Raw genomic sequence first — 19,979 nt, forward strand, 5'->3', positions numbered from 1 at the left:
ACTAGATATTCAAGACTAAGCAGTCTGTTGAATACTACTACTGAATACTAAAATAAATGTATCAATTAGAAGAAAAAATATGGTTTTGGGTTTTAGTGATTATTCCAGTAATAATCCTACTCTTTTTGTTGCTTCAATTCTGGAAACATAGAGCACAAAAAAACTTTGCCAATAAAACAATCTTAAAAAAATTAAGTCCAAATCAATCCCTTTTTAAAAGCATATTAAAAGTTGTTGTTTTATGTTTAGCATTTGCCAGTTTAGCTATTGCGTTGGTAAACCCTAAAGTAGGTACAAAACTAGAAACTGTAAAACGCGAAGGTGTAGATATTGTTTTTGCTGTAGACGTTTCTAAAAGTATGCTAGCAGAAGATATTGCACCAAACAGGCTAGATAAATCGAAGCAATTAGTAACCCAAATAATAAACAATCTAGCAAGTGATAGAGTAGGTATTATTGCATATGCAGCAAAAGCATTTCCGCAACTACCAATAACTACAGACTATGCAGCAGCCAAAATGTTTTTGCAAAACATGAATACAGATATGTTGTCTTCGCAAGGAACAGCAATAAATGGAGCCATAGAATTAGCAGAAACTTATTTTGATAATGAAGAGCAAACCAATAGAGTTTTAATCATTATTTCAGATGGTGAAGATCACTTTGGCGAATCTGCAATACGTGCAGCAGAAGAAGCTAGTAAACACGGAATTAGAATTTTTACAATAGGTGTTGGTGATGTTAAAGGAGGACCAATACCAATTAAAAGAAATGGTGTTGTATTAAATTATAAAAAAGACAGACAAGGCGAAACTGTAATCACAAGACTAAACGAAGAAAATTTAAAAAGCATTTCTGCAGAAGCCAATGGTGTATATATTAACGGAAAAAACACCAATGAAGTAGTAAGTACCATTAGAGATATTTTAAATAAAATGGATAAAACAGAATTTGAAGCTAAAGAGTTTGCAGATTTTAAAGACCAATTTCAATGGTTTTTAGCATTAGCATTTCTTCTTCTGTTTATAGATATCTTTTTATTAGAACGAAAAACAGAATGGTTAAAAAAACTAAATCTATTCAACGAAAACTTATAATAAAACACCATCTTTAGCAAAGTATAAAAGGCTTTAGTTATTGAAGAAGTAAACAATTTTATAAAACCTTTAACTATAACCAAACCAGTAGTTTTATAATTTAGTAAAATATAAATGAAACATATAGTAATAATCATATTAACCCTTTTTAGTATAGCTTCTTTTGCACAAGACAAAGAAAAAGAAGCCCAAGAAATACTATCAAAAAACAAAGCAAATGACTTTGTTTATGATGCTAATATTTTGGTAGATAATGAAGATTATGTTTCGGCAGAAATGGAATACCGAAAAGCGATTTCAGAACAACCAAACTATGCGGTTGGTGCATATAATTTAGGAAACACCTATTACAAAAAAGGAATTTATGACGAAGCTTTATACAGACTAAAGCAAACAGCAAAATACGCCACAACAAAAGATGAAAAGTATAGAGCGTATCATAATATTGGTAATGTTTTAATGCAAAATAAACAATGTAAAGAAGCAGCAGAAGCTTTTAAAAATGCATTACGAAACAACCCTTTAGATGACCAAACACGTTATAATTATGCTTTAGCAAAAGAATGTGCAGAGCAACAGCAAGATCAACAAGATCAGCAGGACGAGAATAAAGATCAAAACGAAGAAAATAAAGACGATCAACAAGATCAAGAAGATCAAGAAGATCAAAAAGACCAAGATAAGGATCAGGACAAAGAAAACGACGATCAAGATAAAGACCAAGACCAAGAAGACGAAGGAGATCAAGATAAAAAGGATGGTGAAGATGAAAAGGATGAAGATGGTAATCCTAAAGACGAAAAAGATGATGAAGGAAAAGGTGGAGAAGACGAGCAAAAAGATAACCCAAAACCTAAACAACAACCAGGACAGTTATCGCCACAACAAGTTAAAAACTTGTTAGAAGCTATGAATGATCAAGAACAAAAAGTACAAGATAAAATGAATGCGCAAAAAGCCAAAGGAGAACGCGTTCAAACAGAAAAAGATTGGTAAAACGAATGCTGAATGCTGAATTATGATTTAAAGATGAATCGTAAATCAAAATCAAAAATCGTAAATTAAAATGAAAACAATAAAACACATCACTATATTATTTATTCTACTTGCTACAAGTATAGTTTCTGCACAAGTAAAATTTGAAGCTAAAGTGAGCAAGAAAAAATTGGGTGTTAATGAACGCTTGCGAATAGATTTTGAAATGAATGAAGATGGTGATAATTTTAATCCACCTAGCTTTAAAGATTTTAATGTAGTTGCAGGACCAAACCAGTCTGTTAGTCATTCTTGGGTAAATGGTAAAAAATCATTCAATAAAACCTACAGCTATTTTTTAGCACCTAAAAAACAAGGTAAGTTTACCATTAATCAAGCCACTATAGAAATTAAAGGAAATACCTATAAAACTACTCCTATAACTGTAGTTATTTCTAAAGCAGTAGATAAACCAAACGATCCTAACAATCCAGATATATCTATAGAAGACAATATTCATTTGGTTGCAGAAGTATCTAAAACAGATCCTTATTTAAACGAAGCCATTACTGTAGTTTACAAACTGTATGTTTCGCCAAACACAGGAGTTAGTAACTGGAGAGAAACAGACAGTCCTAGATACAATGATTTCTGGTCGCAAAACATAGATATAAAAGGACTAAAAATACTAAATGGTACTTATAAAGGCGAAGACTATAGATATGTCGTTTTACGTAAAACAGTATTGTATCCTCAAAAAACAGGAAAACTAGAAATAGAGCCATTAAGCCTAGATATTACAGTAGATGTGCCAACAAACAGACGTAATATTTTTGGAGAGCGTTTAATGACGCAAGCAAATAAAACCATATCTGCAGGAAGCAGAAAAATTAATGTAAAGCCACTACCAGAAAATAATAAACCTGCTAATTTTACAGGAGCTGTTGGTGATTTTAATTTTGAGGTTGCTACTTCAAAACAAGCATTAAACGCATCAGAATCGCTTCAAGCAACAGTTACAGTTTCAGGTAATGGTAACTTAAAGTTGTTTGAATTGCCAAAACTGAGTCTTCCTAGTTCCTTAGAGGTTTATGAACCAGAAAATAGAGATAAAGTTTCTACTACAATTAAAGGAATGCAAGGAAAACGAAGCCAAAGTTATACTGTTGTTCCGCAGTTTAAAGGTAAATATCCTTTGCCAAGCATCTCTTTTTCTTATTTTGATTTAAAGACAGAAAGCTACAAGACATTAAGCTCAAAGGAGCTAATTATTGATGTGCTTGAAGGTCCAACAAATAAAGAATCTGCTACTAATAATGCTATAACAAGTGCTACTAATAAACAGCCTGTTTTAGGAAATGATCATTTTGCATTTATAAAAACCAAAGCTAATTTAGTTTCTACAACCAAAAAGAACTTTTTTAAATCTACAGGTTTTTGGACTGCTTTATTAGGACCACTTTTAGCAATACCATTAGCCATTGTGTTTAGAAACAAACGCGAGGAACGTTTAGCAGATGTTACAGGTAATAAAATTAGAAAAGCAGATAAACTAGCTAAAAAATATTTAAGCGAGGCAAAACGTACTCTAGGTCAAAAAGAAGCGTTTTATGTAGCGCTAGAAAAAGCATTACATAATTACTTAAAAGCCAAGCTGCAAATAGAGACTAGTGATTTTAGTAAAGATAAAATTACCCAAATATTAAACGAAAAAGAAGTAGCAAACGCAACTGTTTTAGAGTTTGTTAGCATACTTAAAAACTGCGAATTGGCACGTTATACACCAATTACGCAAGTAGAAATGCAACAAGATTATGAAAAAGCATCAAAAGCAATTTCAGAAATAGATAAGCAAATTCGTTAATATGAAACATATAATTTACATAGTAACCTTTTTACTCACTACACTTTCTGTAGCGCAAAACAATACCCTTTTTGAAGAAGGTAATGCCTTGTATAATGAAGGGAAGTTTACTGAAGCAATAGCAAAGTACGAATCTATCTTAGATGCTAATAAGCACTCTGCATCCTTATATTTTAATCTTGGTAATGCGCATTATAAACTAAATAATATCGCACCAAGTATTTATTACTTTGAAAAAGCCTTAATGCTTTCTCCTAATGATAAAGAAATACAAAACAATATTGCCTTTGCAAGAAACATGACAGTAGATGCTATAGATGTTGTGCCAGAAGTGGGTATAAGTAAACTGTTTAAAAACCTAACCAATACCTTTAGTTTTAATGGTTGGGCTTATGCTTCGGTAATTGCAATGGTTCTTTTTGTATTGTTGTCGTTGTGGTATTATTTTAGTTATTCTTCTAACAAAAAAAGAATGGCATTTATAGGTAGTTCTAGCTTTTTGTTTTTAGCTATTGTCACCTTATTTTTCGCTTTTAAAAAATACGATTTAGATAAAAACTACAAACCAGCAATTGTGTTTTCGCAAGAGGCTTTAGTAAAAAGTGAGCCTAATTTAAGAAGTCAAGAATCCTTTAGACTACATGAAGGCACCAAAGTTTTAATTTTAGATACTGTTAATAATTGGAAAAAAATCAAGCTTTCAGATGGTAAGCAAGGATGGATTTCTAATGATGCTATAAAAGCTTTAAACGAAATTTAAATTTGCATAACACTGTAACAGTTTAAAATAGTATATTTACAGCTAATTTTTAAAAAAGGGAATGTCAAAAAAAGGAGTATCTATAGTTTTATCAGTAATTTTTATACTGTTTATAGCTACACCAACTATTATAACAATAGTTGATGATACTATTGATGTTTCTGTAGTTTTTTCTGTTTCAGAAGAAGAAAATGAAAGCTATACAGTAGACCCTCCTGTTTTATTTTTATGTGATAAAACCAGCGACTTCTATTTTGATTTAGTTTCTAATGAAAACAATTCAGGATATGTTTTTAAAAACTATCCAATTCCTCATTTCAATTTAATTTCTCCACCACCAGATTTCATTTCTTAATATTTCAAAAAGATTAGGACTACTTAAGTCCCCAAAAAAATTATTAAGAAAATAGGCTTTAGATACAAATCTTTAGCCCAAAAGAAATTATTTTATGTTTAAAACGTTTAAAAGCGACTTGCCTGCAAGTGTCGTTGTATTTTTTGTGGCATTACCTTTATGTTTAGGTATTGCATTAGCCAGTGGAGCACCTCTTTTCTCTGGATTAATAGCTGGTATTATAGGAGGAGTTGTAGTAGGAGCCTTAAGTGGTTCTAAAATAGGAGTAAGTGGTCCTGCAGCTGGTTTAGCAGCTATTGTATTAACAGCTATTGGTAGCTTAGGAGGTTATGAAAACTTTTTAGTAGCTGTGGTTTTAGGTGGTGTAATTCAACTACTTTTTGGTGTGTTAAAAGCTGGTATTATTGGGTATTATTTCCCTTCTTCAGTTATTAAAGGAATGCTAACAGGTATTGGTATTATCATTATTTTAAAACAAATACCTAACTTTTTTGGGTATGATGAAGCATCTGCTTGGGATTTAGAGTTTTTTGAAATTGATGGAGGTAATACCTTTTCTGAGTTGTTTGCCATGTTAAATAATATTCATCCAGGAGCAGCATTAATAGGTTTAATCAGTTTAATTCTATTAATATTCTGGGAACAGGTTTTAAGTAAAAAATCAAAAGTATTTGAAGTGATTCAAGGACCTTTTGTAGTGGTAGTATTAGGTATTGTATTTTTTATGCTAACGCAAAATCATGAAATATTGTCTATTAGCGGAAACCACATGGTAAGTGTACCTGTTCCTGAAGATTTTAACTCTTTTATTGGGCAATTTAGTTTTCCTAATTTTTCAGCAATTACAAATCCTCAGGTTTGGGTTGTAGCATTTACTATTGCTTTAGTAGCAAGTTTAGAAACCCTATTATGTGTAGAGGCTTCAGATAAAATAGATCCAGATAAAAATGTAACACCTACTAACAGAGAGTTGTTAGCACAAGGTACAGGAAACATTATTTCTGGTTTAATTGGTGGTTTACCAATAACACAAGTAATTGTACGTAGTTCTGCTAATATTCAATCTGGTGGTAAAAGTAAAATGTCTACTATATTACATGGTTTTTTACTATTAATATCTGTTATTTTAATACCTAATTTACTTAATAAAATCCCTTTATCTGTATTAGCATCTATTTTATTATTAGTTGGTTACAAGCTTGCAAAACCAGCGTTGTTTAAAAAAATGTATAAATTAGGGTGGAAACAGTCTGTACCATTTTTTGTAACTATAGTTGGTATTGTTTTTACAGATTTATTAGTTGGTATTGGTTTAGGTTTAATGGTAGGAGTTGTAGTTGTTTTATTAAAAAGCTACCAAAACTCTCACTTCTTACATATTGAAGATAAAAGCAACGGAAAACATAAAATTAAAATGGAACTTGCTGAAGAAGTAACCTTCTTTAATAAAGGAGCCATCTTAAAAGAATTAGATAGTTTACCAAGAGATACTTATTTAGAGTTTGATGTTAGAAAAACAAGATATCTAGATTATGATATTATTGAAATTCTGGAAGATTTTGCCTTTAAAGCAAAAGAAAGAAATATTGATATTAAGTTAATTTCTAAACGTGGTGTTGTTGAAAATCCACCAAGTTTTATTGAGTTTTTTCAACTAAGACCTAAATCTAAAATTAGTTTAAGTTAAGGTATCATGGAAAAGGCAAAATATAAAATTTTACTACTTTCAGATTTAAAAAACAGCAATGATTTAGATTTAAAAAGCGCTGTAAGCTTAGCAAAAATGCTTGATGGTGAAATAACCCTATTTCATATAAAAAAGCCAATAGAAGTAGTAGAAAGAGAAAGCCAGTTATCTGCTATACGATCTATTAATCACAATCATCTAATTACAGATAAAAAAATAGAAAGTATAGTAAAGCCTATAGGTAAAGAATATAGTGTAAGTATAGACTATAAGTTATCTTTGGGAAACGTAAAGCACGAAATTGAAAGTTATATTCAAGAAAATAATCCAGATATTGTAGTACTTGGTAAAAAGAAAGGAAAAAAAATAAATTTTATTGGTGATAACATCACAGAATTTGTTTTAAAAACGCATAAAGGACCTGTTATGATTGCATCTAACCAAGATGCACTACAACCAAATCAAGAGGTTTCGTTAGGAGTTTTAAACACTGTAGATAAAAGTTTAAATATTAATTCTATTGAAAAATTAGTAAATAAAACAAAATCGCCAATTAAAACATTCCATATTACTAAAGGTTTAAATAATGAGGTGTCACAAAACACAACTTTAAACAATAATAATTTTGAATATATTTTTGAAGAAAGTGATACAGCATTAGAAAGTGTATCAAAATATATATCTAAAAACAAAATAAATTTAATGTGTTTAGATAAAAACAATAAAACAAAAAGAGACATAATAAATACACTTAATGTTTCACTATTATTAACAGAAGACAAAATATAGATGCTATAAAAGTAGTATCTTAAAGAAAAATAAAACGATGAAAGCACATACTAAAGAAACGCAGTCTACAATGACGCCAGATAAATCTTTAAACTTTTTAAAAGAAGGAAACCAAAGATTTCAAAATAATTTAAAAGCAAACCGTAATCTTTTAGAGCAGGTAAATGATACTAGTGAAGGTCAATTTCCATTTGCAACTATTTTAAGTTGTATAGATTCACGTGTATCTGCAGAACTTGTTTTTGATCAAGGCTTAGGAGATATTTTTAGCGTACGTATAGCAGGAAACTTTGTAAACGAAGACATCTTAGGAAGCATGGAATTTGCATGTAAACTAGCAGGAACAAAGTTAATTGTGGTATTAGGACACACAAGTTGCGGTGCAATAAAAGGAGCTTGTGATCATGCAGAAATGGGTAATCTTACTAAATTAATTGAAAAGATTAATCCAGCAGTAAATGCAGTAACAGAACCAAAAGATGAAAGTCTTAGAAATTCAAAAAACTTAGATTTTGTAGATGAGGTATCTAAGAAAAATGTAGAATTAACTATAGATAGAATTCATGCAGAAAGCCCTATTCTTTCTGAAATGGAAAAGAATGGTGAAATTAAAATTGTTGGAGCAATGTATGATATAAATACTGGAGCTGTAGCGTTTTATTAATAAAAACACATTGCTTTAATGAAAAAGAAAACTTTTATGGCAACACTAATTTTTACATTAGTGTTGCCTTTTTTTGTAAATAGCCAAGAGAGTAATCTAGGAAATTGGTTAATATACATAGGAAACAAACAAGTAAATTCTAAATGGAATATTCATACAGAAGTACAATACAGAAATTATGATGCAATTGGCGATTTAGAACAGCTTTTATTAAGAACAGGTATTGGCTATAATTTGTCTGAAAACAACGATAATTTGTTATTAGGTTATGGGTATATTTTATCTGAAAATTATGTAGAAAATACAGATGATGATAAAGTATCTGTTCATGAACATCGAGTTTTTCAGCAGTTTACTACTAAACAAAATAAATGGAGATTGAAGCTTACACAGCGTTACAGATTTGAACAACGTTTTGTAGAAAATGATTTTAAAATGAGATTACGTTATTTTTTATCATTAAATTATCCTTTAAATAATACAGAGATTATTTCAAAGACAATCTATTTGTCTGCCTATAATGAAGTGTTTTTAAATACCGAACCTTCTGTTTTTGATAGAAATAGAATTTATGGTGGTTTAGGTTATAAGTTAAACAAAAACATTAAATTAGAGTTAGGATATATGAGTCAGGTTTTTGAAAAATCTTTTAGAGACCAAATAAATGTCATTGCATTTATTAATCTTTAACTATATTATACTAGTATAATTTAACGCTAATTATCATACTTATGAAAAATTTATTTTCAAATTTAAAAGGAGATGCTTTTGGTGGTATTACTGCAGGAATTGTTGCTTTACCATTGGCATTAGCATTTGGTGTGTCTTCAGGACTAGGTCCAGAAGCAGGACTTTATGGTGCTATTTTTATAAGTTTTTTTGCTGCGCTTTTTGGTGGTACACCAACGCAAATCTCTGGTCCAACAGCACCAATGACAGCAGTTAGTATGGTTATTATTGCAGGAATTGTTGCTGCAAATGACGGAAGCGTTGAAAAAGCACTACCAGCCATTTTAACCGTTTTCTTATTAGCTGGTTTAATACAAGTAGGTTTAGGTTTTTTAGGCCTTGGTAAATATATTAGGTATATACCATATCCAGTGGTTTCTGGTTTTATGACAGCCATTGGTGTTATTATTTTACTAACACAAATTTTGCCATCCATAGGGTATTATCCTAAAGAAGATCAAGAGTTTGTAGACCAATTTAAACCACAAGCAGAAGAAGTTATTCTTGAAAATATTTTAAAAGAAGAAGCTGGAGAAGGTATTTTAGTGCTTGAAAATTTTAAAGAAACCATAAATAGAGCGCACCAAATTACTCCAGAACAAATTTTAAAAGAGTCACAAACTCTAGCAGCAAAAGATGCTTCAGGAACCATAGGAGCGTTAAAAGTGCTACCAAGAGCATTGCAAAATATTAATTGGCTAGAACTTATTTTAGCACTAGGTACCATATTTATTATTTACGGATTTAAACGAATCACTACTGCAATACCAAGCACTTTGGTTGCTCTAGTAATAATGTCTGGTATTGCCTATGGTTTTAATTTAGGTTACAGACCCATTTCTGAGATTCCTAGCGGAATTCCAATGCCAAAATTAGAAATAATAACAGGCTTTAGTTTAGGTAGTGTTACACCTTATATATTTACAGCATTAACATTATCACTATTAGGTGCAATAGATTCTTTGTTAACAAGTGTGGTTGCAGATAATATGACTAAAACAAAACACAAACCCAATAAAGAATTAATTGGGCAAGGTATAGGAAATACTATTGGAGCCATTTTTGGTGGTATTCCTGGAGCAGGTGCAACTATTAGAACCGTTGTAAATATAAATGCAGGAGGTAGAACCAAATTGTCTGGTATGATTGCAGGTGTTATGCTGCTAGTTATTATGCTTGCTTTAGCTCCTGTGGCATCTAAAATTCCTGCAGCTGTATTGGCTGGTATTTTAATTACTGTTGGTATTGGAGTTATGGATTATAAAGGGCTTAAAGCTATACCAAGTTTACCTAGAGACATTAAATTAGGACCATTTAAACTAAGTTCAGAGGTTTTAATTATGCTTATTGTTTTATTACTTTCTACGTTTTGGGATTTAATTTATGCAGTAGGTATCGGATTAATTATTGCTTCATTAATGTTTATGAAAAAAATTGGAGACCTTACAGCAGAACGTTCTGATGTTAAATCATTAAAAGAAGAAGTATGGTCTGATGAGGTTGATTTTCCAGAGAATCTTAAAGAAGAAGTTTTTATAAAACACCTAAAAGGTCCTTTGTTTTTTGGCTCTACTAGTGATTTTCAAGCCCTATCCTTACAAATTCCTAAAACAGCAAAAACCGTTATTATACGTTTAGGAAGAATGCAATATATGGATCAAACCGGTTTATATGCAATGGAAGATTTACTTCTAGAATTACAAAAAAATAAAATTACTGTGCTTTTTGTTGGCTTATTAAAACAACCACAATATATGATGGAAAGAATTGATATTATCCCAGATTTAATTCCGAAAGAACATATTTTTGAAAGTTTTAATACTTGCGTTAAGTGGATTAAAGAAAATGTGAAAGACGAGTACTAATAAAATAAAAGATGAATTTAGATATTGTATTTAAAAAGAATAAAGATTGGATTAAACGTAAACTTAACGAAGACCAAAATTACTTTGAAAAGCTAGGCGAAGGGCAAAACCCAGAATTACTTTTTATTGGTTGTAGTGATAGTAGAGTTACAGCAGAAGAATTAATGGGCTTAGGCCCTGGTGATGCTTTTATACACAGAAATATAGCGAATATGGTTATTGGTACAGATTTAAATGCCATGTCTGTAGTAGAGTATGCTGTAGAGCATTTAAAAGTAAACCATGTGGTAGTATGTGGTCATTATGGTTGTGGTGGTGTAAAAGCTGCAATGCAGTCTGCAGACTTAGGTTTGTTAAACCCTTGGCTGCGAAATATAAGAGACGTATATCGTATTCATAACAAAGAGCTTAATGCTATTACTTGCGAAGAAAAAAAGTACGAACGTTTAGTAGAATTAAACGTGCAAGAACAATGTGTTAACCTTATTAAAACAGCAGCAATTCAAAAAGCAGTACGTGGTAGAGGTTTAATTGTACATGGTTGGATTTTTGATATTCATACAGGTGATTTAGTAGATTTAAAAATAGACTTTGAAAGCATATTAAATGATATTAGAGAAATCTATCATTTAGATTAACAATAACAAAAAAGCCACTCAAAAGAGTGGCTTTTTTGATTTTTAAAAGAACTAATTCTAAAAATATAAGAGGCTTATTGTAATAAGCTATACACAAATTCTGGGTAACCACGTTCTCCAGCTTCATTCGTTAAAGCTAAAAATTGAAGCTTGTAAAAGTTACCATCAGTATCCTTTACTATATAAAATACATTTTCTTTTAAAGAAGGTAAAGATCCAGGTCCTCCTCCATTTCTCCAGCTGCTTCCTATAGCTCTTTGGTCATTGGTAAAGTTTGTCGTTACAACATCAGCAAGTGTAAAATCTGCATAAGTAAATGTGTCAACTTCTGTATCAATCATATATGCAGTTGCATTTCCTTTGGTGTTATTTGCTACAAAATCGGTATAACCATAAGAACCATAACCTTCAATTTCATTGGTAAAAACAGTAAAGTTTAAATCCCAATTCGATTTTGTAGGCTCTACATTAACTTCTGTTTCGGTATCAAAACTAAAGAAGGTAAAGTTGTACGCACTGTTTTTAGAAATAGTAACTTCATCATGTGTAGTAGCATCTAAATCTGCATATTGTAGTACATAATCATTACCATCTTTTGTTATTCTAATTTTTTTCCAACCTCTAGATTCTCCAGAAACAGCAACACTTCCTGTTGCAGGTGTTTCTGTTCCTACGTGGTAACCTAAATTTACTAAGTATACGTGGTTGTCTGTATCTTCTATTTCAGCTATTGCAGGACTTGAAAAAGAACCATCAGGAGCATCTACATAAGCCGTGTTCGAAGCTTCAAAAGTACCAACAGCTACTTGTGGTTGTAAGTTTTGTACTTCAGTAGAAGTGCTATTAACAGCATCAATATCTGTTGTTGTAAGTGCAGCAGCAGCCATATAAATAGAGCCATTTAAAACCAATCTAAACTCACTTCCAGAATAAAAACCTAAATCCCAAGAATCACGTTGTACAGCTGTAGTTGTGTTTGTACTTAAATCTACATATACTTGGTTTGGTTGGTTTGGTCCTCCAATTTCTGGTGAAACAGCAGCTCCTTCAATTGTTATTTCAATAGGTTCTGATGAAGCATTATCATCACTACTACAACTTGTAAAAGCCAGTACTGTTATGCTTAAAATAAGGGTTAAAAATTTGTTTGTCATGATATTTAGTGTTTAAAAATTTAAATTATATAATAGTTTTATGTAAAAAGATCTTCCGTAACCTAATAATAAATTGTTATCGCTACTTGAATGGGTTCCTTCTGTACTAGAATTGTTTACAGCAACGCTAGTAATATCGAGTAGGTTTCTTCCTCCTATAGTAGTTTGAAGTGTATTATTGAAAAACGATTTTTTAATTGAAGCATCCAATAAACCATAGGCTTCTGTAGTTTCTTTGGTATAAGCAGAGTTGCCATCTGCATCACTAGAACTTGCAAAGTAGTTTTCTTGTTCGCCATTATATTTTAATAACACAGTAAACGCAGTATCCCATTTTGGTATAGTATAGGTAGCACTTGTGTTTAATTGTAAAGCGTATAGAAAATCATTTTTGGCATTTTCATCGGTATTAATAATTCTAGAAACTCCTTGTAGTGTTGCTCCTAAATTAAAAGTCCAATGCTCTGTTTTAATAGCGTTTTCAGAAGTTATTCCCCAAAGTTTATAGGCATCAATATTGATGTATTTGTATTGTAAAGGTGTGGTATTTACTACTGCTAATTCAATTTTATCGTCTAAATCTATATAGCTTAACTTAATTGTGTTTACTAAGGAAACATCATGTATCCAACTTCTCTTTTTTAGGTTTAAAAAAGCCGAGTATCCATTTTCTGGATCTAAATTTTCATTTCCTTGTACATCGTGATTAGAGTCTACAAAGTAGTAGTATAATTCTTCAAAACTAGGCGTTCTGTAAGAACTACCAAGGCTTCCTCTAAGCTCAAAACCATGAGACATTAAATATCTAGCGCTAAAAGAACCTAGTAACTTAGCATTAAATTTAGAGTTGTACTCATAACGTAAACCTGGTCGTAATGAAAAAGCGTTGGTTACTTTATATTCTGCAGAACCAAAGGCAGCAAGACTGTAAATAGAAAGTGTTTTATCTCCTTCAAATTGTTCACCAGTGGCTTGTGTGTCAAAACCTTCTATATATCTTGTGTCGTAACCTAGCTGAAAATTATATTTCTCTTTTTTAAATAAATTATTTACAGATGCATTAGAGAAAAACACCTTTGTAGATTGGTAGGTTTCCTCTGTTTCGTCAGTTTTATTTTCTGTAACAATGTAGTAGTTAAAAATGTTTAAATCTCGCTTTTGCTGTTGGTAAGAAAAATTAGCTTTATAGTTAACACCATTATCCATTTTTCCGGAAAGGTTTATATTATTTACAAACCTATTGGTGTTGTATATTCTGTCTGTGGCAGAAGGGTTACTAGTTTGTGTAGTAACATCTATATTAGGTCTTACAGTAGCATCATAATAATTTAAAGCTTCATTAAAATATTCAAACCTATAGTTGATTCTAATTTTTTTGGCTTTATAATGTACTAATGCATTGGTGTTTAATTGAGTTTTTGGCAACCACTCATAACCACGTAAACCATCATTTTGGTAGTAATCTTTACCTTGTCTATTATCAAAAAATCCAGCAAATTGGTTTCTGTTAACTCCAACTCTAGCAAATAATTTTTCATTAATATTATGTGCTACGTTTATAGATTGTATATGTCTTCCTTCGTCAAACCAAGCGTATTCATTCCCTACAGTTTCTTCTTGTAAAGAAGCTTGAATCTGCCAATCTGTTGTAATAGATTTTTTGGTAATTATATTAATAACTCCAGAAATGGCATTGGCTCCATATTCTACTCCCATAGCGCCTTCAACAATTTCTATACGCTCTACATCATCAAGATTTATTTGTGTTAAATCGGTATTGTTTCCTAAACCATTATCACTGACTAAAGGAATGTTATCTATTAAAATATTAAAGTATTGCTCGTCTAAACCAAAAAAGGAAATGTTTGATTTTCCGGTTTGTGCATTTGCAATAATGTTAAGATTTAAATTAAAATTTAATAAGTCTGCTAAGTTATTTGCTGCTTGTTGTTCTATTTGTTCTCTTTTAATAACAATAACATTATGAACCGACTTTTTTATAGATTGTGCATTGTATTGACCTGTAACCACAACCTCTTCAAGTTGTTCTACTTCTGTAGAATCTTTTTTTATTTGTGAAAAGGATAAAGAACTAAAAAAAAGTAAAAAATAAAGTGTAATATAGTTTTTATTTAGACTCATTCTATTTTATATTTGTCGCAAATATATAATCTTATTTTAATTCAATCTAAATAAGAATAAAGTATTTTTAATTTTTCTTAATCTCAAATAATAAAATTTTAGTAATGAAATATTTACCCTTAGTATTCTTCTTTTTAACAACATTAAGTTTTAATGTAAACGCCCAAAACAAGAAAAAACAAGACGAAAAAGCCATTAAAGCCATGTGTGGTTGTTATGAAGTAAGCTTCAATTTTGCAGAAACATTTCAGTATTCTGAAGACTCTACATACGTTGCGTCTAAAACAAAACATGATAAAGGCCTAGAATGGGTACAATTGGTAGAAGACAGTGCAGATAAAATTTCTATGCAACATTTATTAATTGTTGGTTCTAAAGAGCATCCATATATAGTGAAACACTGGAGACAAGATTGGGAGTATGAAAACACCGATTTGTATGAGTATTTTAGAAATAATGAATGGAAATACACAAAATTAGATAAGAGACAAGTTAAAGGACAATGGTCTCAAAAAGTATTTCAAGTAGATGATAGTCCGCGTTACGAAGGTACAGCAACTTGGGTGCATGTAGATGGAAAACACTATTGGGAAAACACAACAAACGCGCCTTTACCAAGACGTGAGTATACACAACGTAGCGATTATAATGTTACAGGTAGAACCAATAGACATGAAATTATTGCAACAGGATGGATTCATGATCAAGACAACCAAAAAATTATTAGTGAAGAAGGAGTTTATGAACTTGTTGCAGAAGAAAAAGGACATAATGTATATAAAAAAGTAGACGATAGTAAATGTATTGCAGCTCAAGAATATTGGGCAAAAGAAAAAGACAAATGGGCTTTGGTACGTGCAAAATGGAATGCTATTTTTGCAAGAAATAAAGATTTAGTTTTAGAAGAAAAAGTAGATAATAAAGTTTTGTTTAAGTATTTGTTTGATAAAGAAAAATACAAAACAGCAGAAGAAATTAATCCTTTAATTGAATCGTTTGTAAAACAATAAAAATGAAAAATATAAAAACTATAATAGCAATACTCGTTTTAGTGATTAGCATACCTAGTTTTGCACAACAAAATGTGTTTTTAAACAGGGGTTTCTGGAAATCAAACCCAAGTATTGAAACTGTGGAAGCTAAAATTAAAGAAGGAAATAATATAGCAGCATCTAATAGCAATAATTTTGATGCTGTTGTGTATGCAATTCTGCAAGGCGCTTCTTTAGAAACCTTAAAGCACATTCAGTCTAAAAAAGGAAATGATGTAAATAAACTAACACATGATGGTAGAACATATATTTTCTGGGCAGCTTATAAAGGAAATGTTGATTTTATGGAATACCTTTTAAGCAAAGGAGCAAAAACAGATATTACAGATGATAAAGGAAATACAATCTTAAATTTTGCTGCTAATTCAGGACAGCAAAACACAAAAGTGTATGACCTTTGTATTGAAAACGGAGCAAATGTAAAAACAGATCTTACTCCAAAAGACGCTAATGCATTGTTATTATCTGCTCCTTACGATAAAGATTTTACGCTAATAAATTATTTTACTTCAAAAGGTGCTTCTATTGATAGTGTAGATGACAATGGCAATGGTGTATTTAATTATGTTGCTAAAACAGGAAATATAGATTTATTAAATCAATTACTAGAAAAAGGTGTAAAAGGAAATGATAATGCCTTTCTATTTGCAGCAACAGGAACTAGAGGTAAAACCAATACATTAGACTTCTATAAATACTTAGAAAGTGTTGGCTTAAACCCAAAAAATGCAGCAATAAAAGGCGAAACACCATTACATATAGTAGCTTCAACAAATAAAGATGTAGAGTTAATTAACTATTTAGTAGAAAAAGGCTTAGATGTAAATACACCAGACTACAATGGCAATACACCATTTTTAAACGCAGTAAGCCATAACAACTTAGAAACAGTTACATTTTTATTCAAGTACTTAAAAAATATAAATCAGGTAAATAAAAAAGGGGAATCTGCTCTAGCTTTAGCTGTAGCAAATAACACTCCTGATGTGGTTGGTTTTTTAATAGAAAATAAAGCAGATATTACTGTTTTAGATGCTAATAAAAACAACTTAACGGCTTATTTAGTAGAATCGTTTTCTGCTAAAAAAGAAGAAGATTTTAAGGGAAAACTGGTTCTTTTAACAGAAAATGGATTAAATATTGCAAAAACGCAAGAAAACGGAAACACTTTATACCATCTGGCTGTAGCTAAAAATAATAGCAATTTTATAAAGCTTTTAGAGCAATTTAAAATAGATGTAAATGCTAAAAATAACGAAGGAAACACTGCTTTACATTTAGCAGCTCTACAAGCAAAAGATACTGAAATTTTAAAGTATTTAATTTCTATAGGAGCTAATATAGAAGCTACAACAGATTTTGAAGAAACTGCTTACGATTTAGCAACAGAAAACGAAATTTTAAAAGCACAGAAAATCAATTTAGATTTTTTAAAATAAACACGAATTAATGAAAACATTAAAAACACTTTTAGTACTAGGAGTTCTTGTAATTGCTACATTATCCTTTACAACAAAGGCAGAATCTACATCTTATAAATGTATGATTCAAATGATTAATTATACAGGCGAAAATGCATACGTAGTTATTTCACTTATTAATCCAGAAGGCGAATATGAAAAAACACTTTACGTACAAGGAGATGATGATGAGTGGTATCACGATATTTCAGAATGGTGGCAGTTCTACGGAAAAAAACGAACAGATATTGATGCTATTACAGGAGCAACAATTGCAGGAGGAGCAAGAAGTATAAATGTTATAGATATTGAAGATTCTAAAATTGATGCTGGTTACAGTATTCGTTTTGAAACTGCAGTAGAGGACCAAGAATATTACACCAAAGATGTGGAGTTTAAATTAACCTCAGAAAGTGTAAAAAGTAAAAAAGAAGGTACAGGTTTTATACGTTACGTTCGTTTAATGCCTAACTAAAACCAATGTAGTACTTCGCGTACTTAGTCTGCACGCTGTATAGACTTTGTTAAGAAGTTTTATAAACTAGAAAAACATGACCATTTCTATCTGGAGATACAGCCACTTAACACTAGCTGTATCTTCGTTTGTTTTTATTTTATTAGCTTCTGTAACTGGAATTATCTTGGCATTTCAGCCCATTTCAGAGCAGTTGCAACCTTATAAGGTTTCTAATTTTGAAAGCATTACGCTTGCCGAAACCATTTCTAATTTAAAAGCAGAATATCCAGAGGTTTTAGACGTGCAAGTAGATGCAAACCAATTTGTTTTAGCTTCTGTTATTACTAAAAATGGGGAGAGTTTACAAGGTTATATAAACCCTAAAACAGCACAGATTTTAGGAGATAAAATAGAAGTGTCTAAGTTTTTTAAATGGGTTACTAATTTTCATAGATCCTTATTTTTAAAAAGTATAGGACGTTTTTTTGTTGGTTTATGCTCGTTTTTATTATTCTTAATTACCATTTCAGGAACGGTTTTAATACTAAAAAGACAAGGCGCTTTAAAAAAGTTTTTCTCTAAAATAGTAAACGAGAACTTTAACCAATATTGGCATGTGGTGTTAGGTAGACTATCGTTAATTCCAATACTTATCCTTACTATTACAGGAGTTTATTTGTCTTTAGAAAAGTTTGATGTACTGCCAAAAAATACCATTACGCATACCATAGATTTTGAAAACCTTTCTGAAATACCAAAGCGCAATATTCAAGAAATTCCTGTTTTTAAAAACACCAAACTGGCTCAAGTAAAAAGTATAGAATTTCCTTTTTCTGAAGATGTAGAAGACTATTATACCATTTCCCTTAAAGATAGAGAGATAGTAGTAAACCAGTTTAATGGTGAAATTTTAAGTCAAAAACAAACTCCTTTAACTACTGTGTTTTCAAACTTAAGCCTGAATCTTCACACAGGAAAAGGTAGTATTTTGTGGTCTCTAATTTTAGCAATAGCAAGTGTAAATATTTTGTTTTTTATCTATTCTGGTTTTGCAATGACACTAAAACGCAGAAAATCTAAACTTAAAAATAAATATAAAAAAGACGCTTGTAGCTATGTGATTTTAGTAGGTTCAGAAAACGGAAATACAGTTCCTTTTGCTAATCAATTACAACAACAGTTACTAAAAGCAGGTAAAACCGTTTATTGTACAGAGCTTAATAATTATACTACGTATAGTAAAGCAACGCATTTTATTATAATGACATCTACTTATGGTGAAGGTGAAGCGCCAACCAATGCCAATACCTTTTTAGAGCGTTTAAAAACCGTAAAACAAAGGCAAGAAATTAGCTATTCGGTTGTAGGTTTTGGCTCATTAGCATATCCAGATTTTTGCAAATTTGCTTTTGATGTAGATGCAGAAATGCAACAGCAGTTTACCCAAGAATTACCTGTTTTTACCATCAATGATAAATCGGTTACAGCTTTTGAAGAATGGCTAAGTTTATGGAATACAAACCGAAAGCTTCCTATATCTATTTCTAAAGAAAAACTAGCAGCAAAACCCAAATTAAATAATACGCTTACTGTAGTAGATAAAACCAAAGCAGAAGCACATCCAGACCAAACCTTTATTATTAACTTAAAACCAAAAGGCAATACGTTTACTTCAGGAGATTTACTGGCAATCTACCCAAAAAACGATTATAGAGAGCGTTTGTATTCTATAGGTAAAGTAAACAAAAACGTGCAACTAAGTGTCAAGCTTCATGAAAACGGATTAGGTTCTGGTTTTTTAGAAACCTTAAATAAAGGAGATCATTTTAAAGCAAGAATAGTAAAAAACACGGCTTTTCATTTTCCTAAAAAAGCATCAAAAGTAATACTTATTGCCAACGGAACAGGAATTGCTCCTTTTTTAGGAATGCTAGATCAAAATACAAAACACACAGAAACCCATTTGTATTATGGTTTAAGGCAAAATTCTTCGTTTAACTTATATCGTGCAGCATTAAAAGAAGCACAAAATAAAAAACAATTAAGCAAATTACATTTGGCATTTTCGCAACAATCGCCAAAAACCTATGTGCAAGACCTTTTGCAAAGAGACGCTTTACAAATAGCAGATGCCTTAAAAAATAATGCAGTTATTATGATTTGTGGTTCTTTAGCTATGCAAAAAGATGTGCTAGCAGTTTTAAATACAATTACCACACAACACTTAAACCAACCATTATCTGCATTTACAAAGCAAATTAAAACAGATTGTTACTAAGCTTAAAACAAAA

Annotated in this window: 17 protein-coding genes; 15 read left to right on the forward strand and 2 right to left on the reverse strand. The window is 30.9% G+C overall.

Annotation, left to right across the window (positions count from 1 at the left end; all coding sequences use genetic code 11):
• Positions 1-56: 56 nt before the first annotated feature.
• From ACFSSB_RS11990 to ACFSSB_RS12040, 11 genes are all read left to right on the forward strand, one after another.
• Positions 57-1,097, forward strand: a complete 1,041-nt coding sequence (locus ACFSSB_RS11990; RefSeq protein WP_379904535.1) for a VWA domain-containing protein — start codon at positions 57-59, stop codon at positions 1,095-1,097.
• Positions 1,098-1,211: 114 nt separating this feature from the next.
• Positions 1,212-2,093, forward strand: a complete 882-nt coding sequence (locus ACFSSB_RS11995; protein WP_379904537.1) for a tetratricopeptide repeat protein — start codon at positions 1,212-1,214, stop codon at positions 2,091-2,093.
• Between the two features lie 70 nt (positions 2,094-2,163).
• The gene (locus ACFSSB_RS12000) at positions 2,164-3,936 is read left to right on the forward strand and encodes a BatD family protein (protein ID WP_379904539.1); all 1,773 of its coding nucleotides are present in this window, start codon (positions 2,164-2,166) and stop codon (positions 3,934-3,936) included.
• 1 nt (position 3,937) lies between these two features.
• Positions 3,938-4,696 carry a tetratricopeptide repeat protein gene (locus tag ACFSSB_RS12005; protein WP_379904541.1) on the forward strand — a complete coding sequence of 253 codons (759 nt, stop codon included), beginning with the start codon at positions 3,938-3,940 and terminating at the stop codon, positions 4,694-4,696.
• Between the two features lie 61 nt (positions 4,697-4,757).
• Complete coding sequence (locus tag ACFSSB_RS12010) at positions 4,758-5,051, forward strand: hypothetical protein (protein WP_379904543.1); 294 nt, start codon at positions 4,758-4,760, stop codon at positions 5,049-5,051.
• A 94-nt stretch (positions 5,052-5,145) separates the two neighbouring features.
• Positions 5,146-6,738: a SulP family inorganic anion transporter gene (locus ACFSSB_RS12015; RefSeq protein WP_379904545.1), complete on the forward strand. Its 1,593-nt coding sequence runs from the start codon at positions 5,146-5,148 to the stop codon at positions 6,736-6,738.
• A gap of 6 nt (positions 6,739-6,744) precedes the next feature.
• Entirely contained in the window at positions 6,745-7,527 is a 783-nt protein-coding gene (locus ACFSSB_RS12020; RefSeq protein WP_379904547.1) for a universal stress protein, read from the forward strand.
• A gap of 37 nt (positions 7,528-7,564) precedes the next feature.
• Positions 7,565-8,191 (forward strand): carbonic anhydrase family protein, encoded by a 627-nt coding sequence (locus tag ACFSSB_RS12025; RefSeq protein WP_379904549.1) that lies wholly within the window; start codon positions 7,565-7,567, stop codon positions 8,189-8,191.
• 18 nt (positions 8,192-8,209) lie between these two features.
• The gene (locus ACFSSB_RS12030) at positions 8,210-8,881 is read left to right on the forward strand and encodes a DUF2490 domain-containing protein (RefSeq protein WP_379904551.1); all 672 of its coding nucleotides are present in this window, start codon (positions 8,210-8,212) and stop codon (positions 8,879-8,881) included.
• Positions 8,882-8,922: 41 nt separating this feature from the next.
• Complete coding sequence (locus ACFSSB_RS12035; protein ID WP_379904553.1) at positions 8,923-10,785, forward strand: SulP family inorganic anion transporter; 1,863 nt, start codon at positions 8,923-8,925, stop codon at positions 10,783-10,785.
• An 11-nt stretch (positions 10,786-10,796) separates the two neighbouring features.
• Entirely contained in the window at positions 10,797-11,423 is a 627-nt protein-coding gene (locus ACFSSB_RS12040) for a carbonic anhydrase (protein ID WP_379904555.1), read from the forward strand.
• Positions 11,424-11,497: 74 nt separating this feature from the next.
• On the opposite strand, the gene ACFSSB_RS12045 is transcribed toward ACFSSB_RS12040, so the two are convergent.
• Positions 11,498-12,577: an HmuY family protein gene (locus ACFSSB_RS12045; protein ID WP_379904557.1), complete on the reverse strand. Its 1,080-nt coding sequence runs from the start codon at positions 12,575-12,577 to the stop codon at positions 11,498-11,500.
• A 12-nt stretch (positions 12,578-12,589) separates the two neighbouring features.
• A complete protein-coding gene (locus tag ACFSSB_RS12050; RefSeq protein ID WP_379904559.1) occupies positions 12,590-14,719 on the reverse strand; it encodes a TonB-dependent receptor plug domain-containing protein in 2,130 nt (709 codons plus the stop codon).
• A 104-nt stretch (positions 14,720-14,823) separates the two neighbouring features.
• Between ACFSSB_RS12050 and ACFSSB_RS12055 the strand changes: the two genes are divergently transcribed.
• The 4 genes from ACFSSB_RS12055 to ACFSSB_RS12070 all read left to right on the forward strand — a co-directional run bounded on the left by ACFSSB_RS12055 (position 14,824) and on the right by ACFSSB_RS12070 (position 19,966).
• Positions 14,824-15,729 carry a DUF6607 family protein gene (locus ACFSSB_RS12055; RefSeq protein WP_379904561.1) on the forward strand — a complete coding sequence of 302 codons (906 nt, stop codon included), beginning with the start codon at positions 14,824-14,826 and terminating at the stop codon, positions 15,727-15,729.
• Between the two features lie 2 nt (positions 15,730-15,731).
• Positions 15,732-17,210 carry an ankyrin repeat domain-containing protein gene (locus ACFSSB_RS12060; protein ID WP_379904563.1) on the forward strand — a complete coding sequence of 493 codons (1,479 nt, stop codon included), beginning with the start codon at positions 15,732-15,734 and terminating at the stop codon, positions 17,208-17,210.
• A gap of 10 nt (positions 17,211-17,220) precedes the next feature.
• Positions 17,221-17,706: a DUF2271 domain-containing protein gene (locus ACFSSB_RS12065; protein ID WP_379904565.1), complete on the forward strand. Its 486-nt coding sequence runs from the start codon at positions 17,221-17,223 to the stop codon at positions 17,704-17,706.
• Between the two features lie 76 nt (positions 17,707-17,782).
• Positions 17,783-19,966 carry a PepSY domain-containing protein gene (locus tag ACFSSB_RS12070; RefSeq protein WP_379904567.1) on the forward strand — a complete coding sequence of 728 codons (2,184 nt, stop codon included), beginning with the start codon at positions 17,783-17,785 and terminating at the stop codon, positions 19,964-19,966.
• The last annotated feature ends 13 nt before the right edge of the window (positions 19,967-19,979 follow it).

The sequence above is a fragment of the Lacinutrix gracilariae genome (genome assembly GCF_042684485.1).
GTDB lineage: Bacteria > Bacteroidota > Bacteroidia > Flavobacteriales > Flavobacteriaceae > Oceanihabitans > Oceanihabitans gracilariae.